The organism is Enterococcus sp. LJL51 (assembly GCF_054871795.1).
The window spans coordinates 1-17,828 of sequence record NZ_JBTXLW010000005.1 but is presented as its reverse complement, the minus strand read 5'-3'; the positions used below and the strand labels follow the sequence as shown (position 1 = coordinate 17,828).

The 17,828-nt window shown below is 39.6% G+C and carries 17 protein-coding genes, 1 other RNA gene and 1 pseudogene; 12 read left to right on the top strand and 7 right to left on the bottom strand.

The window, feature by feature from the left end; translation table 11 throughout:
- Window positions 1-28 precede the first annotated feature (28 nt).
- The 3 genes from ACYSNQ_RS06650 to ACYSNQ_RS06640 all read left to right on the top strand — a co-directional run bounded on the left by ACYSNQ_RS06650 (window position 29) and on the right by ACYSNQ_RS06640 (window position 3,187).
- A complete protein-coding gene (locus tag ACYSNQ_RS06650) occupies window positions 29-1,036 on the top strand; it encodes a class I SAM-dependent methyltransferase (protein ID WP_426082094.1) in 1,008 nt (335 codons plus the stop codon).
- Window positions 1,037-1,069: 33 nt separating this feature from the next.
- Window positions 1,070-2,257 (top strand): acetate/propionate family kinase, encoded by a 1,188-nt coding sequence (locus ACYSNQ_RS06645; protein ID WP_426082093.1) that lies wholly within the window; start codon window positions 1,070-1,072, stop codon window positions 2,255-2,257.
- Between the two features lie 111 nt (window positions 2,258-2,368).
- Window positions 2,369-3,187, top strand: coding sequence for a GNAT family N-acetyltransferase (locus tag ACYSNQ_RS06640; protein WP_426082092.1), 819 nt, complete (start codon window positions 2,369-2,371; stop codon window positions 3,185-3,187).
- 318 nt (window positions 3,188-3,505) lie between these two features.
- Here the strand turns inward: ACYSNQ_RS06640 and ACYSNQ_RS06635 are convergent, their stop codons facing one another.
- The 5 genes from ACYSNQ_RS06635 to ACYSNQ_RS06615 form a co-directional block, all read right to left on the bottom strand.
- Window positions 3,506-3,976, bottom strand: coding sequence for a universal stress protein (locus tag ACYSNQ_RS06635; RefSeq protein WP_426082091.1), 471 nt, complete (start codon window positions 3,974-3,976; stop codon window positions 3,506-3,508).
- Window positions 3,977-4,111: 135 nt separating this feature from the next.
- Window positions 4,112-4,381: a hypothetical protein gene (locus tag ACYSNQ_RS06630; RefSeq protein WP_426082090.1), complete on the bottom strand. Its 270-nt coding sequence runs from the start codon at window positions 4,379-4,381 to the stop codon at window positions 4,112-4,114.
- 69 nt (window positions 4,382-4,450) lie between these two features.
- Window positions 4,451-4,642, bottom strand: a non-coding RNA gene (gene ssrS / locus ACYSNQ_RS06625) — 6S RNA.
- A gap of 55 nt (window positions 4,643-4,697) precedes the next feature.
- The gene (locus ACYSNQ_RS06620; RefSeq protein WP_426082089.1) at window positions 4,698-5,978 is read right to left on the bottom strand and encodes a replication-associated recombination protein A; all 1,281 of its coding nucleotides are present in this window, start codon (window positions 5,976-5,978) and stop codon (window positions 4,698-4,700) included.
- 237 nt (window positions 5,979-6,215) lie between these two features.
- The gene (locus ACYSNQ_RS06615) at window positions 6,216-7,004 is read right to left on the bottom strand and encodes a hypothetical protein (RefSeq protein ID WP_426082088.1); all 789 of its coding nucleotides are present in this window, start codon (window positions 7,002-7,004) and stop codon (window positions 6,216-6,218) included.
- A gap of 595 nt (window positions 7,005-7,599) precedes the next feature.
- Here ACYSNQ_RS06615 and ACYSNQ_RS06610 point away from each other — a divergent pair.
- The 8 genes and pseudogenes from ACYSNQ_RS06610 to ACYSNQ_RS06575 all read left to right on the top strand — a co-directional run bounded on the left by ACYSNQ_RS06610 (window position 7,600) and on the right by ACYSNQ_RS06575 (window position 14,523).
- Window positions 7,600-8,228 (top strand): annotated as a pseudogene (locus ACYSNQ_RS06610) (DNA-3-methyladenine glycosylase).
- Window positions 8,170-8,658: a DUF3013 family protein gene (locus ACYSNQ_RS06605; RefSeq protein ID WP_426082087.1), complete on the top strand. Its 489-nt coding sequence runs from the start codon at window positions 8,170-8,172 to the stop codon at window positions 8,656-8,658. Before ACYSNQ_RS06610 ends, ACYSNQ_RS06605 begins: the two are co-directional and overlap by 59 nt.
- A gap of 18 nt (window positions 8,659-8,676) precedes the next feature.
- Window positions 8,677-9,624, top strand: a complete 948-nt coding sequence (prmA, locus tag ACYSNQ_RS06600) for a 50S ribosomal protein L11 methyltransferase (protein WP_426082085.1) — start codon at window positions 8,677-8,679, stop codon at window positions 9,622-9,624.
- A 1-nt stretch (window position 9,625) separates the two neighbouring features.
- Entirely contained in the window at window positions 9,626-10,387 is a 762-nt protein-coding gene (locus ACYSNQ_RS06595) for a 16S rRNA (uracil(1498)-N(3))-methyltransferase (protein ID WP_426082084.1), read from the top strand.
- Between the two features lie 2 nt (window positions 10,388-10,389).
- Entirely contained in the window at window positions 10,390-11,025 is a 636-nt protein-coding gene (locus tag ACYSNQ_RS06590) for a deoxyribose-phosphate aldolase (protein ID WP_426082083.1), read from the top strand.
- Window positions 11,026-11,386: 361 nt separating this feature from the next.
- The gene (locus tag ACYSNQ_RS06585) at window positions 11,387-13,600 is read left to right on the top strand and encodes a RelA/SpoT family protein (protein WP_426082082.1); all 2,214 of its coding nucleotides are present in this window, start codon (window positions 11,387-11,389) and stop codon (window positions 13,598-13,600) included.
- 10 nt (window positions 13,601-13,610) lie between these two features.
- A complete protein-coding gene (gene dtd / locus ACYSNQ_RS06580) occupies window positions 13,611-14,057 on the top strand; it encodes a D-aminoacyl-tRNA deacylase (RefSeq protein WP_426082081.1) in 447 nt (148 codons plus the stop codon).
- 172 nt (window positions 14,058-14,229) lie between these two features.
- Window positions 14,230-14,523: a choline/carnitine O-acyltransferase gene (locus ACYSNQ_RS06575; RefSeq protein ID WP_426082080.1), complete on the top strand. Its 294-nt coding sequence runs from the start codon at window positions 14,230-14,232 to the stop codon at window positions 14,521-14,523.
- 196 nt (window positions 14,524-14,719) lie between these two features.
- Here ACYSNQ_RS06575 and ACYSNQ_RS06570 read toward each other — a convergent pair whose 3' ends face one another.
- Window positions 14,720-16,654: an ABC-F family ATP-binding cassette domain-containing protein gene (locus ACYSNQ_RS06570; protein ID WP_426082079.1), complete on the bottom strand. Its 1,935-nt coding sequence runs from the start codon at window positions 16,652-16,654 to the stop codon at window positions 14,720-14,722.
- Window positions 16,655-16,851: 197 nt separating this feature from the next.
- On the opposite strand from ACYSNQ_RS06570, the gene ACYSNQ_RS06565 reads away from it, so the two are divergent.
- Window positions 16,852-17,505, top strand: coding sequence for a redox-sensing transcriptional repressor Rex (locus tag ACYSNQ_RS06565; protein WP_426082078.1), 654 nt, complete (start codon window positions 16,852-16,854; stop codon window positions 17,503-17,505).
- A gap of 168 nt (window positions 17,506-17,673) precedes the next feature.
- On the opposite strand, the gene ACYSNQ_RS06560 is transcribed toward ACYSNQ_RS06565, so the two are convergent.
- On the bottom strand, window positions 17,674-17,828 hold a 155-nt coding region (locus tag ACYSNQ_RS06560; RefSeq protein WP_426082301.1), incomplete at its 5' end, for a transposase.

Here is a 17,828-nt window from a genome sequence, read left to right as displayed (position 1 = left end):
ATATTTTTTAAGAAGTTGAGGTGTTTTTTTGTTTTCTGAGAAAATGGAAAAGGCTTTCGAATTGCTGGAAGAAGCAATAACTTTACTGAAGAAATCTTTAGATATTTCTTTTTTAGATGCTTATATTGAAAATGGAGATAATCTTCTAGATGATTTTACGGTCAGAGTTCTTGATGGAAAGCCTGAAGAAGCCACGGTTTTGAAACTGGAAGAGATTTATAAGGAATTTCGACAGATTGATCTAAAGCCAGAGGAGCTTAGTCGTTTGACACAGCTTTTGCTGCTGAAAGGAAACAAGGATGAACCTTTGCAAGCCAACCATCAGCTAACACCAGACGGTATTGGCTATTTGTTCATGTACTTATTAGAAAGTTTATCTGCTGAAACAAAGGATTTACGGATTTTAGACATTGCATCAGGTATGGGCAATCTATTATTAACCTTGGTTGTGAATCTGCAGATGAACGGTTATAGGATGACAGGCTATGGTGTGGATATTGATGATACATTATTAGCAGTTGCATCAGTAAATAATGGCTTAGTCAAGTCGAATATTCATCTATTTCATCAGGATGGTCTACAAGATTTACTCATTGATCCAGTTGATGCAGCTGTCAGTGACCTGCCGATTGGCTACTACCCTAATGATGATAAAGCAAAGCAATTTACTGTTGCTTCAGAAAAAGGACATACATATGCACATCATTTGTTGATGGAGCAGGCGATGAATTATGTGAAGCCCGGCGGCTTTGGGCTATTTTTAGTACCTTCAAATATATTTGAATCAGACCAGAGTCAATATCTAAAAAAATGGATTCAGGAACAAGTATTTTTGCAAGGTTTAATTCAATTGCCGAATGAACTTTTTCAATCTGAACAATCGAGAAAAAGTATCATGATTGTCCAAAATAAGGGAAACGAAAGCGTGCAGGCGAAAGAAGTCCTTCTTGCCAAGCTGGCGACAATGAAAGATCCAAAAAACATCACTCAGTTCTTTCAACAATTTGAAGCCTGGAAAGCTTCAAATTTAAAATAAAAATTACTTAATTCATTTAAAGAGGAGAATATCATGTCTAAAACAATTGCAATCAACGCTGGAAGTTCAAGTTTGAAATGGCAATTATACGTAATGCCAAATGAAGAAGTTATCGCTAAAGGAATCGTTGAACGTATTGGATTAAATGATTCAATTTTTACAATCAAGTATGGTGACGATAAAAAGTATGAAGAAATCATTGATATTAACGATCACGAAGTTGCTGTTAAAATGCTGCTTGATAAGTTGATTGAATTAAATATTCTTGGTTCATATGATGAAATCACTGGGGTTGGTCACCGTGTGGTTGCTGGTGGAGAAGACTTTAAAGATTCAGCTTTGATTGACGATGAAGCACTGGCAAAAATTGAAGCATTGGCAGATCTTGCTCCTTTGCATAATCCAGCAAATGCAATGGGAATTAAAGCATTCAAAAAGATTCTACCAGACATCGTAAGTGTGGCAGTTTTTGATACAGCTTTCCATACAACAATGCCTAAGCACAATTATTTATATAGTATTCCAACTGAATACTATGAAAAGTTTGCCGCACGTAAATATGGAGCTCACGGAACAAGCCATAAATACGTAGCACAACGTGCTGCTGAAATGTTGGGCAAACCAATTGAAGAGCTGAAAATCATCACTTGTCACTTAGGGAACGGTGCATCAATTACAGCTGTTGACGGCGGTGTTTCTGTAGATACATCAATGGGCTTCACACCGTTAGCCGGCGTAACAATGGGTACTCGTTCTGGAGATATTGATCCTTCATTACTTCCTTACCTAATGGAAAAGCTTGGTTTGACTGATATCAAGGAAATGATTGATATTTTAAACAAAAAATCCGGTTTATTAGGATTATCAGGTATTTCTAGTGACATGCGTGACTTGGAATCAAATATTGACAAAGAAGAAGTACAAACAGCATATGACATCTTTACAGACCGTATCCGTAAATATATCGGCAGTTATGTAACTGTAATGAACGGTGTGGATGCAATTGTGTTCACTGCGGGAATTGGAGAAAATGATTCTCATGTCCGTAGCGAAGTAATTAAAGGAATGACTTGGTTCGGTTGTGAAATCGATGCTGAGAAAAATAATGTGCGCGGGAAAGAATCTGTGATTTCAACTGAAGATTCAAAAGTAAAAGTACTATTGATTCCTACAGACGAGGAATTAGTAATTGCGCGTGATGTTGAGCGTTTCCGTAAATAATCAACAAATAGCTTACCGAAGCCAAAGAACCCTTCACTCTTACTACTGAGTGAAGGGTTCTTTTTAAAAAGTTAAGTGAAACAATAGTCGATTAAGAAAGGTGTGAGAGATGTGTTCCAATCTTTTAAGGAGACTCCTTCAGCAGTTCGGACTGAACTATGGAATCAGGGATTTTCAGATTATTTAGTACCCGTTAAGGTGACGGAGCAGCAGCTGAATGATAGGCTTAGTTTTTTGAAGCTAAAGGATGATTGGTCTTGGATATACTTGAGTGATGGAAAGCCTGCTGGAATTATTTTGTATGGTGAAGCAGTGTGGGGGCAAGAAAAAGTAGGCTGGATTGGAGGCTTGGCAGTTCATCCAGAGTATCGCAGCAAAAATATAGCAAAGCTTTTGATGAATCAGGCTGAGACAATAGCCAAGCAGCATAGCGTATCCAGAATGACGCTGGAAGTAATTACTGAAAATACTAAGGCAGTTGAACTCTATAAAAAGCTAGGCTATTATATTGCATCGAAGGTTCTAGTTCTAAAAAGAAAAGTAACAGAAAAACCGCAAAGTAAGCTGTCTTTTTCAAAAATAGCAGCTGAACAAATTGTAGAACCGGACAATACTCCTTGGCAAAACTGGCTAAGTCATGGAAATGAGGGCTATAAAATCAGTTCAGAAGAAAATAAACGGATTGGAACAATAGTATTGTCGAGAAATGAACAGCAGGTGACGATTTGTCAGATGAATCTTGTTGATTTCAACAAAGATGGCGAAAACATGATAAGAAATCTAGCGGAAGCATTTGGCCGTGAACAGGTTGTAGGGATGAACTTCTCTGAATCATCGCAAGAGACTAAACAGCTGTTGAATATAGGTTTTAGCCCAATTGTAGAGCAGTATCAGATGGAAAAAAATTATAATACAGATGAACTAGAGTAATCAAACTAAAAATTAATCTATTCTAAAAAATAAAATGAGCAGGCAAGACATTAATCCGTGTTTACTTCCTAATACTGAGGGAGCTATCAGCAGCTATTCGAATTTCTTCGTAAAGTTTCTTAACAATTTTCATCTACTTTGTATTATGCTCCAAGGCGTCATACTTTTGCCCTAACTCTCTTACAATTAAAAAAGGCCAGACAAAAGCTGTTCTTCTGGAAACAAACTGAAAGTCACAAAATTAAAAAATCATTTTTGTGAACATCATCTGATTTCCAAAAGCTGAATGCTTTTGGCTGGGTCCTATTTTTATAGCTTTTATTCTACTTCTTTTGGTACCTTATTGTCTAAATCTGTTCTTACAACAAGGACATCACTGGCGGCATTGCGGATAACGTATTCTGAAACAGATCCGATAAATAGCCGTTCTACAGCGTTTAGTCCAGTTGCACCAATCATGATAAGATCAACATTGTGATCTTGAGGAAGCTGCTTGGCGATGATTCCTTTCGGCGATCCGTATTCAATAACGGTTGAAACCTTTTCGCAGCCGTGCTCCTCTGCTTGTTTTTTGTAGTCATCCAATGTTTGTTTAGCCATTTCTGTTGCCTGCTCAGCCAACATCCCATCAAAAGAAGAGATGGATTGGAAAGCCCGCGTGTCAATGACATGCGCTAGTAGTAGTTCTGCATCATTTCTCATTGCTACATTGACAGCCTTTTTGAAAGCCAGTTCTGCTTCCGCTGAGCCGTCGACGGCTACCATGATTTTACGATAATTTTGTAACATAGGAATCAACTCCTTTATTATTTACTCTATATGAATCCTGCGAGGTGTCCCAAAGGATTTATATAACATTAAATCGTTCTACACTATTATTGTAGAACAAAACAGTCGAAATTCAAATCAAAAAGGGTAAAATTCTCATATTTTTTTTGAGAATGAGATTCCAAAAACTGCGGCAAGCATTAATAGAAAGATAATATAGACTAAGGAAAGATAAAATAGATTGATAATTGCTGTTACAATACCCAACACTCCGAAAATTAAGAACAGGCGGCTAAAGCTATCAAAAAAATCTGAAGAGATGTCTTTTTTTAATGCAGCTGCAAGAAGAGGAAAGCTCTTTTTTAAATAAATACTGATGATAAAAGCGAGTATAGCTGCAGCTAAAATAAGAAAACGAATAAGCATAGTATTCCCCCAAAAAAAGAAACTGCGACATCTACATTAATGTCACAGTTTCTGGAAAGTTTAAAAAAAGGATAATCCGTCGATGCCGTTATTTGTCCTATAGTATTGATCCCGCACTTAGCAGGTGGGTTCCACGATCCCTGATTTTGAGCTACCAAATGAAAAGGCATGCTACCCATCTGGATACTAGTCGGATCCCGAGATATCAATAAAATGTTCGGTCAACACACAAAAAAGACAACGCGCACATCACAGATTAACCATCTTTATAATAGCATAGCTTCTGCCATCCGGCAATGACCATGCATTGGAGAATTTATGAATTTTCTTGTTTCCATTTTTGAATTCGGTCGTATTGCTGATGAAGGGCTTGTTCATATTTTCCAGTGTCAATCGGTTCATAGTATTTTGCATTTTTTAGTTTATCCGGTAAATACTGCTGATTCACCCAAGCATTTTCAAAGGCGTGAGGATACTGATAGCCAATTCCGCGGTTTAGTTCCTTGGCCCCAGAATAATGACTGTCTCTTAAGTGATCAGGAACCTCTCCGGCATTACCGGCTTCGATATCTGCAATGGCCCTGCTTAATGCCGCATTTGCAGAATTAGATTTGGGTGAGAGACAGAGTTCAACAACAGTCATAGACAACGGCATAATAGCTTCAGGAAAGCCTAGTTTTTCAGCGGCCTGTACAGCTGTAACTGCTCGCGCAGCAGCTGTCGGATTTCCCAGCCCAATATCTTCATAGGCAACAACCATTAGACGGCGACAGATAATCGGTAAATCACCTGCGACGACTAATCGACCTAAATAGTGAAGCGCAGCGTCCACATCACTTCCACGAATCGATTTTTGGAAGGCAGAAATAACATCATAATGAGCGTCGCCGTTTTTATCATGTGTCAGTGCTTTTCTCTGAATGCATTCTTCAATAATCGATAGTGTAACGACAATTTTTTGCTCATTATTTTCCTTCGTCGATTTTACAGCTAATTCTAACCCATTTAAAGCACTCCTCAAATCGCCGTTTGTTGCTCGAGATAAATGCAGGAGAGCTTCTGGTTCTAATATTATAGAATATTCTCCTAATCCTCTTTCTTTGTCTTCCAAAGCCCAGTTCACAGCAGTTTGAATATCTTCTTCGCTTAAAGGTTTTACTTCAAAGATTTGTGTCCGGCTGCGTATTGCAGGATTAATAGTAATATAGGGGTTCTCAGTTGTTGCTCCAATCATAATAATTCGTCCGCTTTCCAGATGTGGAAGCAAAAAATCCTGTTTGGTTTTATCCAAGCGGTGAACCTCATCCAGCAGCAGAATAACTGTTCCGCTCATTTTTGCTTCTTCCGCAACTATTTGCAAATCCTTTTTAGTATCTGTTGCCGCATTCAGCATTCGAAAGGCATAGTTCGTAGAACCGGCAATTGCACTGGCTATACTGGTTTTTCCAGTTCCCGGTGGTCCGTAGAGAATCATGGAAGAAAGCATACGTGCCTCCACCATACGGCGGATAATTTTTCCTTCTCCTACAAGATGTGTTTGACCAACAACTTCATCTATATTTCTTGGCCGCATACGGTAGGCTAGCGGTTTTTGCATAGGAATACTTCCTTTCTGTTCATAATCGTAAATTGATAAAAGCTTACAAGACTGCACATAAGACAGGAATGAAAGTCTGAATCTTAGAAGGCAAAGTGATATGAAGTGCCAACTGGTGCTTATTACAGCTAAGTATTGCAGCAATTCATTTTGTTCTTGTCATCTGTTTAGATATTGCGGAAACAGGGTGGGAAATTTTGTTCATAATCCTTGTTTGTTTTAGAGTCATGTATCTTGCTAAGCAGTATAGCGCTTCAATGCATTTTGCGCATGACTTTTTATATAGTTGTTTCCAGCTTCCGCAGCTTTCTCAAGCGGAGGACGTGCAGGCAGGAAATTGTGAAAAGCAAATAGATAAGGCAGCTCTTGTAAAATATACATATTTTCATTATCCAAGAAGGGCAGAAGCTCATAAAGGTGTTCTTTTGGCATGAGATAAAAAGCCTGAAAAGCGATTTGGGCATAAGCATCCTCATCTAAAAACTGAGAAAGCTGCCCCAGTAGTATTTTACTACAAGCATAATTCTGCTGCATTTCACTGGAGCTGTCAGCTTTCATTGGAAAATCCGCAACTGGCTTGTTTTCCGATGACTGAGCGCCCAGTTCAGGTATGTATAGATTCTCAATGCTTCCATCTGCCACCCGTTGGATAAACGAATCAACTGTTTTATATAAAGGAACATAAAAAGGGTTTCCATGATCAAGAAACATAATTTTTCCTCTTAACGGTCCTTGATAAAAAAGTCCAGCGTAATTACTTTCATCATCTGTCCATAAGAAGCAGACATCCGGCAACACTTCAGTCATCATGGAAAGGGCCTGAAATTCTTCACTAGTAATCAAATGGATTTGCGGGTGTAGCGAATTGTAGTTTTGCTGAAAAATACTGTCCAGCTCACTTTCCAGAAGATTGAAGGGAGCAAGGGTTTGCCGATTGATAGACAGTTGTTTCGGTTCAGAAGAAGCTGCCGGTCTTTTCTTTGCTGAGTCTGCCTTTTTTCTAAAAAGCTGATTAAAGAAAGCCATAATAATATCCTCTTTCCGGAATAAACACACATAAAAAAATAAGAAGAGCTATTCCAATTCTTATACACTAGTATACCATGTTTTTATCATAAGAACATACATTCGCATGTTGTTTGGTAAGAGGATTTTATCCGGTGATAGAATCAATTTGGCATAAGAAATTTTATTTATTTTTTACTGCAGACGTTATTTGAAGAGACTCTGCAAAAGACGAATAATGATTTATCAATATGTTTGCTGAAAAATGAACAAGCTTTTTTCAAAAAAATTTTTCTTGTAATTAGGTCAATCCCTTTGCTCTTATACTTTTGTAAGAGCAAGAATATGATACAATATATATAAATACTGTTAAAAAAACAAGACTAGCCGTGATTAGCTTTTTATAAAGCAAGCTTTGACTTTTTGTGATTTATTAATAAGAAGATATACGCAAAGGTTGAAGATTAGATTTGCTGGAGAGAACCACAGGAAGATTACCTGTTTTCATGGCTTATTTTCTATAGATTGTGTATGATAGAGGGTGGCAAAATTGAATAATATCAAGCAATACTTTGAAAAACACACGACAGAAGAGATTGCCCGCTATCTGCTGGGTATGTATTTGGAGCATGAAACAGCAGCTGGCACGTTGGCAGGATATATTGTTGATGCAGAAGCATATTTAGGTCCGGAAGATGAGGCGGCACATAGCTTTGGTATGAGGAATACTCCACGACTGCAGGCAATGTACGGCAGACCAGGAACAATTTACCTATACACGATGCACACACATTTGATTCTAAATATGGTCACCGGAGATGAAGGACACCCGCAAGGAGTAATGATTCGAGGACTGCAGCCGGCTGCAGGTGTTGAAGAGATGATTATTCACCGGAAAGGACGTAGCGGACCGGAGTTATCAAATGGACCAGGCAAGTTGGTTGCTGCATTAGGGATTAGCCGGGAACTGTATGGTCAGTCGATTTTTGACAGCCCGCTGCACTTGGTTTCGGAAAAGAGGAAATATCCTCAAAAAATTCTTGAACTGCCGCGTATCGGTATTCCGAATAAAGGAATTTGGACAGAGGCGCCGCTCCGTTTCGCAGTTGCGGGGAACCCATATATATCTTTACAGAAGAAAGCTGGGGTGGATCAAGAAACCCTGGGGTGGAAGGATGAATAACTAATGAAAAAACAAACAATACTCGATTATTTGAATCAGCAGCTGGAAAAGAAAATAACTGAATTTGATACCGCTATTGACTGGGATACACGGAATCATACGATTGAAGTAGTCGTTCGGTTATTTGCGGAAAATAAGTCAGGAGAACGAATTGATGATGCGCAGGGAGTGGTATCAGAATCTGAAATTATTGAGTTTGAAGATGGCTTATTGTTCTATAACACTCAAAAAGTAAAGCAGATACCTGATGCTTCAGATTATATGGCAGTAATCCCTTTTGATGGGAAAAAAGGCATGTCAAAAGGAGAAATTGATGGAGCACTGACGTATCTAAATGAGGTGCTGATTAACGGTCAGGATAGTCTTCTTGAATTTTTGACAGATGGGGATAAAGAAACATTTGAACTAGTATGGAATGATGATGAATTTAAAAAAGCTATTAAGGAAGCCAGCACAGCTACAGACAGCTATTTTCCTTATCCAAGCTATTAAAAAGGCGGTATTAAGCAAATGAAGTGGACAGAAGTGAAAGTTGAAACGACAAGTGAGGCTGTCGAGGCGGTCTCCAATATTATGATGGAAGCGGGAGCCAGCGGTGTTGCTATAGAGGATGCGCTGGATGTTGAAAATTTTGAAAGCGACATCTATGGTGAGATTTTAGATAAAGATCAGTTTGCTCATATTAAAGAGGGAGCGTTAGTTATGGCGTATTTTCCAGAGACTGCTTTTTTACCGGAAATTGTTCCGTTCATCCAAGAAAATATCTCCCAGCTGCCGAAGTTTGGCTTGGCGATTGGAAAAAATAAATTGACCGTTAGTGAAGTAGCCGAGAGTGACTGGGCGACAGCCTGGAAAAAATATTATCATCCCGTACGGGTAACCCGATACTTGACGATTGTACCAAGTTGGGAAAAGTATGAACCTAAAGATTCAAAAGAGCATATCATTACTTTAGATCCGGGAATGGCATTTGGAACAGGCACTCACCCGACAACACGTTTGACGCTGCAGGCCTTGGAAACTGTTTTACGGGGCGGTGAAACCCTGCTGGATGTAGGAACTGGTTCCGGCGTTCTGAGTATTGCTGCAAAATATTTAGGTGCTGAAACTGTTTATGCATATGATTTAGACGATGTAGCCGTTGCTGCGGCCAAAGAAAATATGGCGTTGAATCCCGTTGCTGCTGATGTTCAGGTTGGTGCAAACAATCTATTGACAGAAATCGCAGTTGAAGCTGATGTGATTGTAGCGAATATTCTGGCAGATATCATTGTATTGATGGTGGAAGATGCATATCGCTTATTGAAAAATTCCGGGACGTTTGTTGTTTCAGGGATTATTAGAGAGAAAAAAGAGATGATTCTTGAAAAGATGACAAGTGTTGGTTTTCAGGTGGATCAGATATTCCAGCAAGGTGACTGGTATGCCATTATTTTAAAAAAATCAGAGGACGAATAATATGCAGCGCTATTTTGTAAAAGAATCTTATAGAAATCAAGAAGTCTTTGCTGTAACAGACGAAAATTATCATCATATTGTACGGGTCATGCGTATGAAGCCGGAAGAAGAGCTTTATTTAGTGTTTGAGGACGGCATCGTTGTATTGGGAGAGATAACAGCGATTGATGAACAGACGGTCTCAGTTAGAGAACTGTCTAAAGAAACAGCGGATAAGGAACTGCCCATCCACGTAACCATTGCTTGCGGACTACCCAAAGGAGATAAGCTGGAATGGGTTGTGCAAAAAGGAACAGAGCTAGGCAGCAGCAGCTTTATTGGCTTTCCGGCTCAAAATTCGATTGTTAAATGGGATCACAAAAAGCTGGCTGCCAAAACGAAGCGGCTGATAAAAATAGCTCAGGAAGCGGCTGAACAATCTCACCGTCAAAGAGTTCCTGAAATACAGTTACTGGAAAAAGAAGCACAGCTGCTTGCTATGTTTTCAACCTATGATAAAGTGCTGATTGCTTATGAGGAATCAGCAAAACAAAATGAGCGGAGCAAACTTGTTGACGTGTTAACAAGTCTTAACACAGGTGCACGGCTACTGTTTGTGTTTGGACCGGAGGGCGGTTTTTCATCTGAAGAGATTGCGTTGTTTGAGCAAAGCGGAGGCATATGCTGTGGTTTAGGACCTCGTATCTTAAGAGCTGAAACGGCTCCGCTGTATGCATTGAGTGCGGTTAGCTATCAACAAGAATTGTTGTCGCAAGGGGGTTGAATATGGGGATTGATTTAAATCGGATTTCTGTTATTTTGCTGGACCCGGCAATGACCGACCAGCAGTTAAAAGAAGAAGTTTTATTTATCAGGGAATATAAAATAAAAATGATATATGTTTTGCCGTATCATGTGAGGCGAACGAAACAGCTTCTAGAGGGCACTGAAGTTCACGTTGGCAGTATTGCCGATTACCCATTAGGAGTCGGCACCTTGGCGAAACAGGCGTTTGAAACAGGGGAACTATATCGGGATGGAGCGACAGAGGTTCAAATTACTGCTACTTTAGAAAATCTTTCAATCAGTAAACAAACCTATCAAATGTTGGCACCACTGGCTTTTGGAAAAGGAGAACTAGGTTTTTTTATTGATATCGAAGAGATGACAGAGGAGGAACGGGGACGAATCGCCATTCAGATTGGACGGACAAACGTGAAGCTGATTTCCCTAGGCTCTAATTTGTCAGTTGAGACGGCGTTGTTTAATTTAGGGATGTTTCGAACAATGCGGGACCGTTATCTGGAAATCCAAGTGAACGTAGACAATCCGACCTTATTGGAGATGGAAATATTGCTTCAAACTGGAGCAACGACTATTGGTGTGAACAATCCTAGAGAAATTCTACCTTTATTTACATGATTCCGAGAAATGAAGGAATTGAAAATTTGGGATTTTAGAGTATAATAAGAGGGTATTGAAAGTGCTGCTGCTTCAAGTAGTACTTTTCTTTTTTACAAAAAATAGCTGTTGTTGTACCGAATACTCCTAAGCAAATGACAACAAAGGCGTGTAGGAAAATGACAGCAAACAATAAATACGCACTTTTAAAAGAGCATCGGCAGTGAAAAGACAGTCGCTGATTCCAGCTAAATTCTGCTATGCTGTTTTAAGATTGAAAAGATTTTGCCATGGTACTTTTCTGCAGCAAGTCTGTAGTTTTAGGCTTGGTGAAGAATTGCGGACAAAGCTACCCGCTGAAAGCTGAAGGAGAGTGAGAACGATGCCGAAAGATGAAATTGTAACAGGACCGGAAGTTATAAGGATTGTATCAAAATATATGTCAGAGAAACACACTGCTTTTGTTGGGAAAGCATACGAGTACGCAAAAGAGGCACATGAGGGGCAAGTCAGAAAATCTGGAGAGCCGTATATCATTCACCCGATTCAGGTTGCAGGTATTCTTGCTGAGCTGCATATGGACCCTCATACCGTAGCTACAGGGTTTCTTCATGATGTAGTAGAAGATACAGATGTGACTCTGGATGACTTAAAAAATGAATTTGGCGAAGATGTAGCTATGCTTGTTGATGGCGTGACCAAGCTTGGAAAAATCAAATATAAGTCTCATGAAGAACAACTGGCTGAAAATCACCGTAAGATGCTGTTGGCGATGGCGCAGGATCTTCGGGTAATTATGGTTAAGTTAGCCGATAGACTGCACAATATGCGCACATTAAAGCATTTACGTGATGATAAGCAAAGAAGAATTGCACAGGAAACGCTGGAAATCTATGCGCCTTTAGCTCATCGCTTAGGGATGAGCCGTATCAAATGGGAGTTGGAAGACACAGCACTTCGCTACATCAATCCAAAACAGTACTACCGGATTGTTCATTTAATGCAGTCGAAACGTGAAGAACGGGAAGAATATATTTTTGAAGCGGTTGAAGATATCAAAAAGGCTACAGAAGATTTAGAAATTTATGCTGAAATTTATGGCCGTCCAAAGCACATTTATTCGATTTATCGGAAGATGAAGGACCAGAAGAAGCAGTTTACAGAAATCTATGATTTACTGGCAATCCGTGTGATTGTTGACTCGATTAAGGACTGCTATGCGGTACTGGGCGCAATCCACACAAAATGGACACCTATGCCTGGACGGTTTAAAGATTATATCGCTATGCCGAAAGCTAATATGTATCAATCCATCCATACAACTGTGATTGGTCCAAAAGGAAATCCTGTTGAGGTTCAGATACGAACACATGAGATGCATCAAATTGCTGAGTTCGGGGTAGCTGCTCACTGGGCGTATAAAGAAGGCAAGACAGATAAGGTGGAGGAAGATCCATCTGGTAAACAGCTGAGCTGGTTTAGAGAAATTCTTGAACTTCAAGATGAAAGCTATGATGCATCTGATTTTATGGAAAGTGTTAAAGGAGACATCTTTAGTGACAAGGTTTATGTTTTTACTCCGACTGGGGATGTAACCGAATTGCCGAAGGGCTCTGGTCCACTGGACTTCGCTTACAGCGTGCATACGGAAATTGGCAATAAAACAACCGGTGCCAAGGTTAATGGCAAAATGGTACAGCTGGACTACACGCTGAAAAATGGAGACATAATTGAAGTCCTTACCTCGCCAAACTCTTTTGGTCCGAGTCGTGACTGGCTGAAGATGGTTAAAACAAGTAAGGCGAGAAATAAGATTAAACGCTTTTTCAAGGTACAGGATAGAGAAGTCAATGTCATTAAAGGACATGATGCAATTACAAAATACCTAAACGAACACGGCTTCCAGCCTAAAGAGTTTATGAATAAGGCAAAAATTGCTGAAGCCTTAGAGCGGTTCAACTATCAAACTGAGGATGATTTATATGCGGCGGTTGGATATGGTGAAATCAGTGCCCAGGTCGTTTCCAACCGTTTGACTGAGAAGGAACGGAAGCAGATTGAACTGGAGAAACAAAAGCAGGAAGCGGAAGAGCTGATGACTCAGCCGGTGAAGAAAGAATCAGATAAAATGAAGGTTCGGCATGAAGGCGGGATTGTGATTCAGGGAATTGATAATTTACTGATTCGTTTGAGCCGCTGCTGCAATCCGGTTCCGGGAGATAAAATCGTAGGGTATATTACTAAGGGACGAGGAGTCTCTATTCATCGGGCGGATTGTCCTAACGTACAGCATCAGGAAGAGCTGGCTGAACGGATGATTGAAGTGGAATGGGAGAACGCAGATAATATTCATAAGGAATATGATGCAGATTTGGAAATCTACGGCTATAACCGCAGCGGTTTATTGAACGATGTTTTACAAGTAATAAGTTCAATGACTAAAAATCTTGTCAGTGTGGAGGCAAAGCCGACAAAAGATAAGATGGCGACGATTCATATCACTGTGAAAATCCAAAATCTTTCTCATTTGAAAACAATTGTCGATAAAATCAAAAGTGTACCAGACATTTACAGTGTTCGCCGGACGAACGGATAGGAGGAGTAAGTTGAAAGCTGTGATTCAAAGAGTCTCCAGTGCCCGTGTAAAACTGGAACAGAAAGTGATTGGGAAAATCGGTCATGGCTTCATGATTCTGCTAGGTATTCATGAAGAGGACACGCTGGAAGATGCTGCCTATTTAGTTCGAAAAATTAGTAAACTGCGTGTTTTTGAGGATAATGAAGGTAAGATGAATCTGGATATTCAGGCAGTACAGGGGAGTATTCTTAGTATTTCACAATTTACGCTATATGCAGATACTAAAAAGGGAAATCGACCGAGCTTTATTCAAGCCGCACGTCCTGAGCAGGCTATTCCGTTGTATGAAGCATTTAATCAGCAGCTGGAAGCAACCGGCATCTCTGTTGAAACCGGAGAATTTGGCGGAGATATGGATGTAGCACTGACAAATGATGGACCAGTAACAATCATTATCGATACAAGAGAAAAATAATAATAAAGTTCCTATTACCAAAAAAATTGATTTTTGATAATAGGGGCTTTTTTTGTAAACTTTTATAAATGCTCAGAAAAATTGGTATAATAAGTTAGTGAGCGTTTACATTTGTTTGCAGGAAGGTGTTGGAAAAAAACTTGCATAAATATAAAAAAAACGATTGCCTCATTTGGAAAAGCTGCCTGTTCCTGATTTAGAAGATACATTAGTGGAGCTGTTTAATTGGGCGAGTCCCTTTATAACGGCTGAAGAAAGCAAAGAACTCAGCCGCAGTCTGGAAGAATTTTCTGAAGGAACTGGCAGAGTACTTCAGGAGCGCTTATTAAAGCATCAGCAGAACAGCTCCGGCAGCTGGTTGGCTTCTTTTTGGCAGGACAGCTATTTAAGCGGCAGAGGACCTGTCCAAAGCGAGTCTAATTTTGCTCTGGTTCCTTCGCTATCCAGTTATCAGCACATTACGTAGAATTACTAAAGAAACAAGAAAAGCTGAAAAGTTAGACGTAAAAAAGAGCTGTAGGGTTTATCCTTAGGACAAACCCTATAGCCCTTTCAACCTCAATAAATAGGCAAATAACTATTTATTAAGGCTGAAAACTCAACATTTTTCTGATAATTGAAGGAGAAAGCTGAAGTTTAGAAAAAGCTTCAAATAGGGTGTTCTAAGACTCCATTTCTTCTAATTCAAGACTCAAATCTTCCCATTCTTGTAGCTGCTGTTCTTGTTCTTCATGTGCTTTTTCCAGCTTTTTATTAAGTTCCATCAGCCCGACATGGTCATCGGCAACCTCAGGACGGCTCATTTCTATTTCTAATTCAGCAATATGCTCATCCAATTTACTGAGAGTTTCTTCAATCTGAGTAATTTTTCGTTTCAGATTTCTTAAGATTTTCTGAGCTTCTTTGTTCTGGTAAAAGTTATTTTTATTGCTGGCGAATACTTCTTTCTCTTGCGCTTCACCTGCGGCTAAAGCGGCAAGCTCTTCCTCTTCTTTTTTCTTTTCTAAATAATAATCATAATCGCCTAAGTAGAGCTTACTTCCATTTTCCGATAGTTCAATGACTTTGGTAGCAATTCGGTTAATGAAGTAGCGGTCATGGGAAACAAAGAGCAAGGTGCCTTCATAATCAATCAAGGCGTTTTCCAATACTTCTTTATTGTCAATGTCTAGGTGGTTAGTTGGCTCGTCAAGAACCAGAAAATTTTCTTTATTCATTGACAGCTTAGCCAGAGCAACACGGGCTTTTTCTCCGCCGCTTAATAATGGAATAGTTTTTTCTACATCATTCCCGCTGAACAAAAAGCTGCCTAAAACACTGCGGATATCTTTCTCCGGAGTCGTTGGATGCTCATCCCATAATTCTGCCAAAACGGTTTTGTTGCCATGAAGAGTTGCCTGCTCCTGATCATAGTAGCCAATTGAAACATTTGTTCCGAGAAAAGCTTGTCCTTTAATAAAGGGTAACGTGCCGATAATCGATTTTAAGAGTGTGGATTTTCCAATACCGTTGGGTCCAACTAATGCAATTGCTTCCTGTCGGCGGATATCCATAGTAATAGGAGCAGAAAGGATTGTGTCATCATAGCCAATCGCCGCGTCTTCAACTTGTAAAACGACGTTCCCGGAAACCTTCTCAATATCAAAAAGAAAATTAGCAGATTTTTCATCTCCGGCAGGGCGATCCAGCCGCTCCATTTTTTCCAGTGTTTTTCTACGACTTTGCGCCCGTTTGGTCGTAGAAGCCCGTACTAGGTTCCTAGCGACAAAATCTTCCAGCTTTTGAATTTCAGTTTGCTGTTTTTCAAATGCTTTCCATTCACTAGCTAGCTGTTCGGCTTTTAGTTCAAGGTATTTAGAGTAATTTCCTTTGTAGTAGCGCATCTTTCGTCTGCTGATTTCATAGATTTCAGTTACGACCTTATCTAAAAAATAACGGTCATGAGAAACAATCAGCAGTGCGCCAGAGTAGTTTGGCAGGTAGCCTTCTAGCCACGACAAGGTCTCAATATCCAAATGATTGGTTGGTTCGTCGAGAATCAGCAAGTCTGGTTTCTGGAGTAACATTCGGGCCAATGCCAAACGAGTTTTTTGTCCCCCAGACAGTGAGGCTACCGGACGATCGTAAAAGCTGTCATCAAAACCGAAGCCATGCAGCACAGAACGAATCTCATTTTCCATGCTGTAGCCGTTTTTGTCTGAAAAGTCCTGCTGTAGTCTATCGTATTCCTTTAAGATTGAAGGGTAATTAGCTGCCTCAGGATCTGTCTGACTAATCTGCTGTTCTAGCTCCCGCATTCTGTTTTCCATAGCAGTAATAGCTGAGAACGCCAGCAGCATTTCATCCCAGATGTTTTTTTCAGAGTCCAGCCCAGTGTCCTGAGCAAGATAACCAATGGTAGCTGTTTTGGTTTTAGAAATAGTTCCAGCATCCGGAGCCTCTACTCCAGCAATGATTTTCAAAAGTGTAGATTTTCCAGCACCATTCCGACCTACCAGAGCAATCCGGCTGTTGTCGGCTATTTCCATTTGTATATTTTCAAACAAAGTTTCAGCGCCAAAAAAACGGGCAATCTGATTTGCTTGTAGTAAGATCATGGTTCTATCCTCATTTCATCGTAATCTTTCTTAGTTTAGCATAAAATACTAAAAAATTCAGTTACATAAGAAGCTGTAGGTTATAAAACAGAAGATTTAGGCAATAAATAGTTTTTTATGAGCACCAACGTTGCTTTTTAGCTCTTGGAACTGCTATTATTAGTAGTGGAGATATAGAATGAGTTGGAGGTATGAATGTGAAAGAGCAAACGATACCAAAAGCCACTGCGCGTAGGCTTCCTTTATATTATCGTTATTTACGTATTTTATATGATGCTGGTAAAAGTAAAGTTTCCTCAACTGAGTTGAGTGAAGCAGTTCAAGTTGATAGCGCTACGATTCGTAGAGATTTTTCTTACTTTGGTGAGCTGGGAAAACGGGGCTATGGCTATGATGTAGAAAATCTAATGAACTTTTTCGGTAAAACACTAAATGATGATGAATTAACCAATGTAGCTTTAATTGGTGTTGGGAATCTGGGCAGTGCCTTATTGAAGTACAAATTTCATCAGAGCAACAGTATTCGTGTGAGCTGTGCTTTTGATATCAACGAAGAAATCGTTGGACGAATCGTAGATGGTGTTCCTGTCTATCCTATCGAGGATATGCTGGAGCAAATCAAGATTCAACAAATTGAGGTGGCAATTTTAACGCTACCTGCCAGAAAAGCGCAGGATGTTGTAAATCAGCTAGCTGAAGCGGGGATTAAAGGAATTTTAAACTTTACCATTGCCCGTCTGGCAGCGCCATCAGATGTATTGATTCAAAATGTCGATCTAACCAATGAACTGCAAACATTAATCTATTTCCTGCATCACGATGGAGATTTGATTGAGACAGGTGAAGAATAGACGGTAAAAGCAATTAAGATGGACGTCCTGAAACCTGGGAATTACACAAGATGTTGTTTAGTATCTGTCTTTTCGTTTAATAAAAAAGGGCTCTTTGTCAACTAATGTTGGTGAAGAGAAATCTTAGAATTTTTGAAGATCAAGAGGAAACATTTCTCTTGGTCTTTTTTAGTTTACAATTAAAGCGTTGCCGTGACGAATCATAATTCGCAGTTTGAAATTGTAAAAGCTACGGAAGCCATACGCATTCCGTTTTAAAACTTTGATATGGTTGTTTAAACATTCCAGCGGTCCATTGGAGTAGGTGTGTTGAAGAGCATTTT

What these genes read in the sequence shown, in the direction of transcription:
- ACYSNQ_RS06585 (WP_426082082.1), top strand. Translation starts at nt 11,387, where the DNA reads ATGCCGAAAGATGAAATTGTAACAGGACCGGAAGTTATAAGGATTGTA.
- ACYSNQ_RS06620 (WP_426082089.1), bottom strand. Translation starts at nt 5,978, where the DNA reads ATGCAAAAACCGCTAGCCTACCGTATGCGGCCAAGAAATATAGATGAA.
- prmA (WP_426082085.1), top strand. Translation starts at nt 8,677, where the DNA reads ATGAAGTGGACAGAAGTGAAAGTTGAAACGACAAGTGAGGCTGTCGAG.
- ACYSNQ_RS06570 (WP_426082079.1), bottom strand. Translation starts at nt 16,654, where the DNA reads ATGATCTTACTACAAGCAAATCAGATTGCCCGTTTTTTTGGCGCTGAA.
- ACYSNQ_RS06645 (WP_426082093.1), top strand. Translation starts at nt 1,070, where the DNA reads ATGTCTAAAACAATTGCAATCAACGCTGGAAGTTCAAGTTTGAAATGG.
- ACYSNQ_RS06605 (WP_426082087.1), top strand. Translation starts at nt 8,170, where the DNA reads ATGAAAAAACAAACAATACTCGATTATTTGAATCAGCAGCTGGAAAAG.
- ACYSNQ_RS06595 (WP_426082084.1), top strand. Translation starts at nt 9,626, where the DNA reads ATGCAGCGCTATTTTGTAAAAGAATCTTATAGAAATCAAGAAGTCTTT.
- ACYSNQ_RS06630 (WP_426082090.1), bottom strand. Translation starts at nt 4,381, where the DNA reads ATGCTTATTCGTTTTCTTATTTTAGCTGCAGCTATACTCGCTTTTATC.
- ACYSNQ_RS06615 (WP_426082088.1), bottom strand. Translation starts at nt 7,004, where the DNA reads ATGGCTTTCTTTAATCAGCTTTTTAGAAAAAAGGCAGACTCAGCAAAG.
- ACYSNQ_RS06590 (WP_426082083.1), top strand. Translation starts at nt 10,390, where the DNA reads ATGGGGATTGATTTAAATCGGATTTCTGTTATTTTGCTGGACCCGGCA.
- ACYSNQ_RS06635 (WP_426082091.1), bottom strand. Translation starts at nt 3,976, where the DNA reads ATGTTACAAAATTATCGTAAAATCATGGTAGCCGTCGACGGCTCAGCG.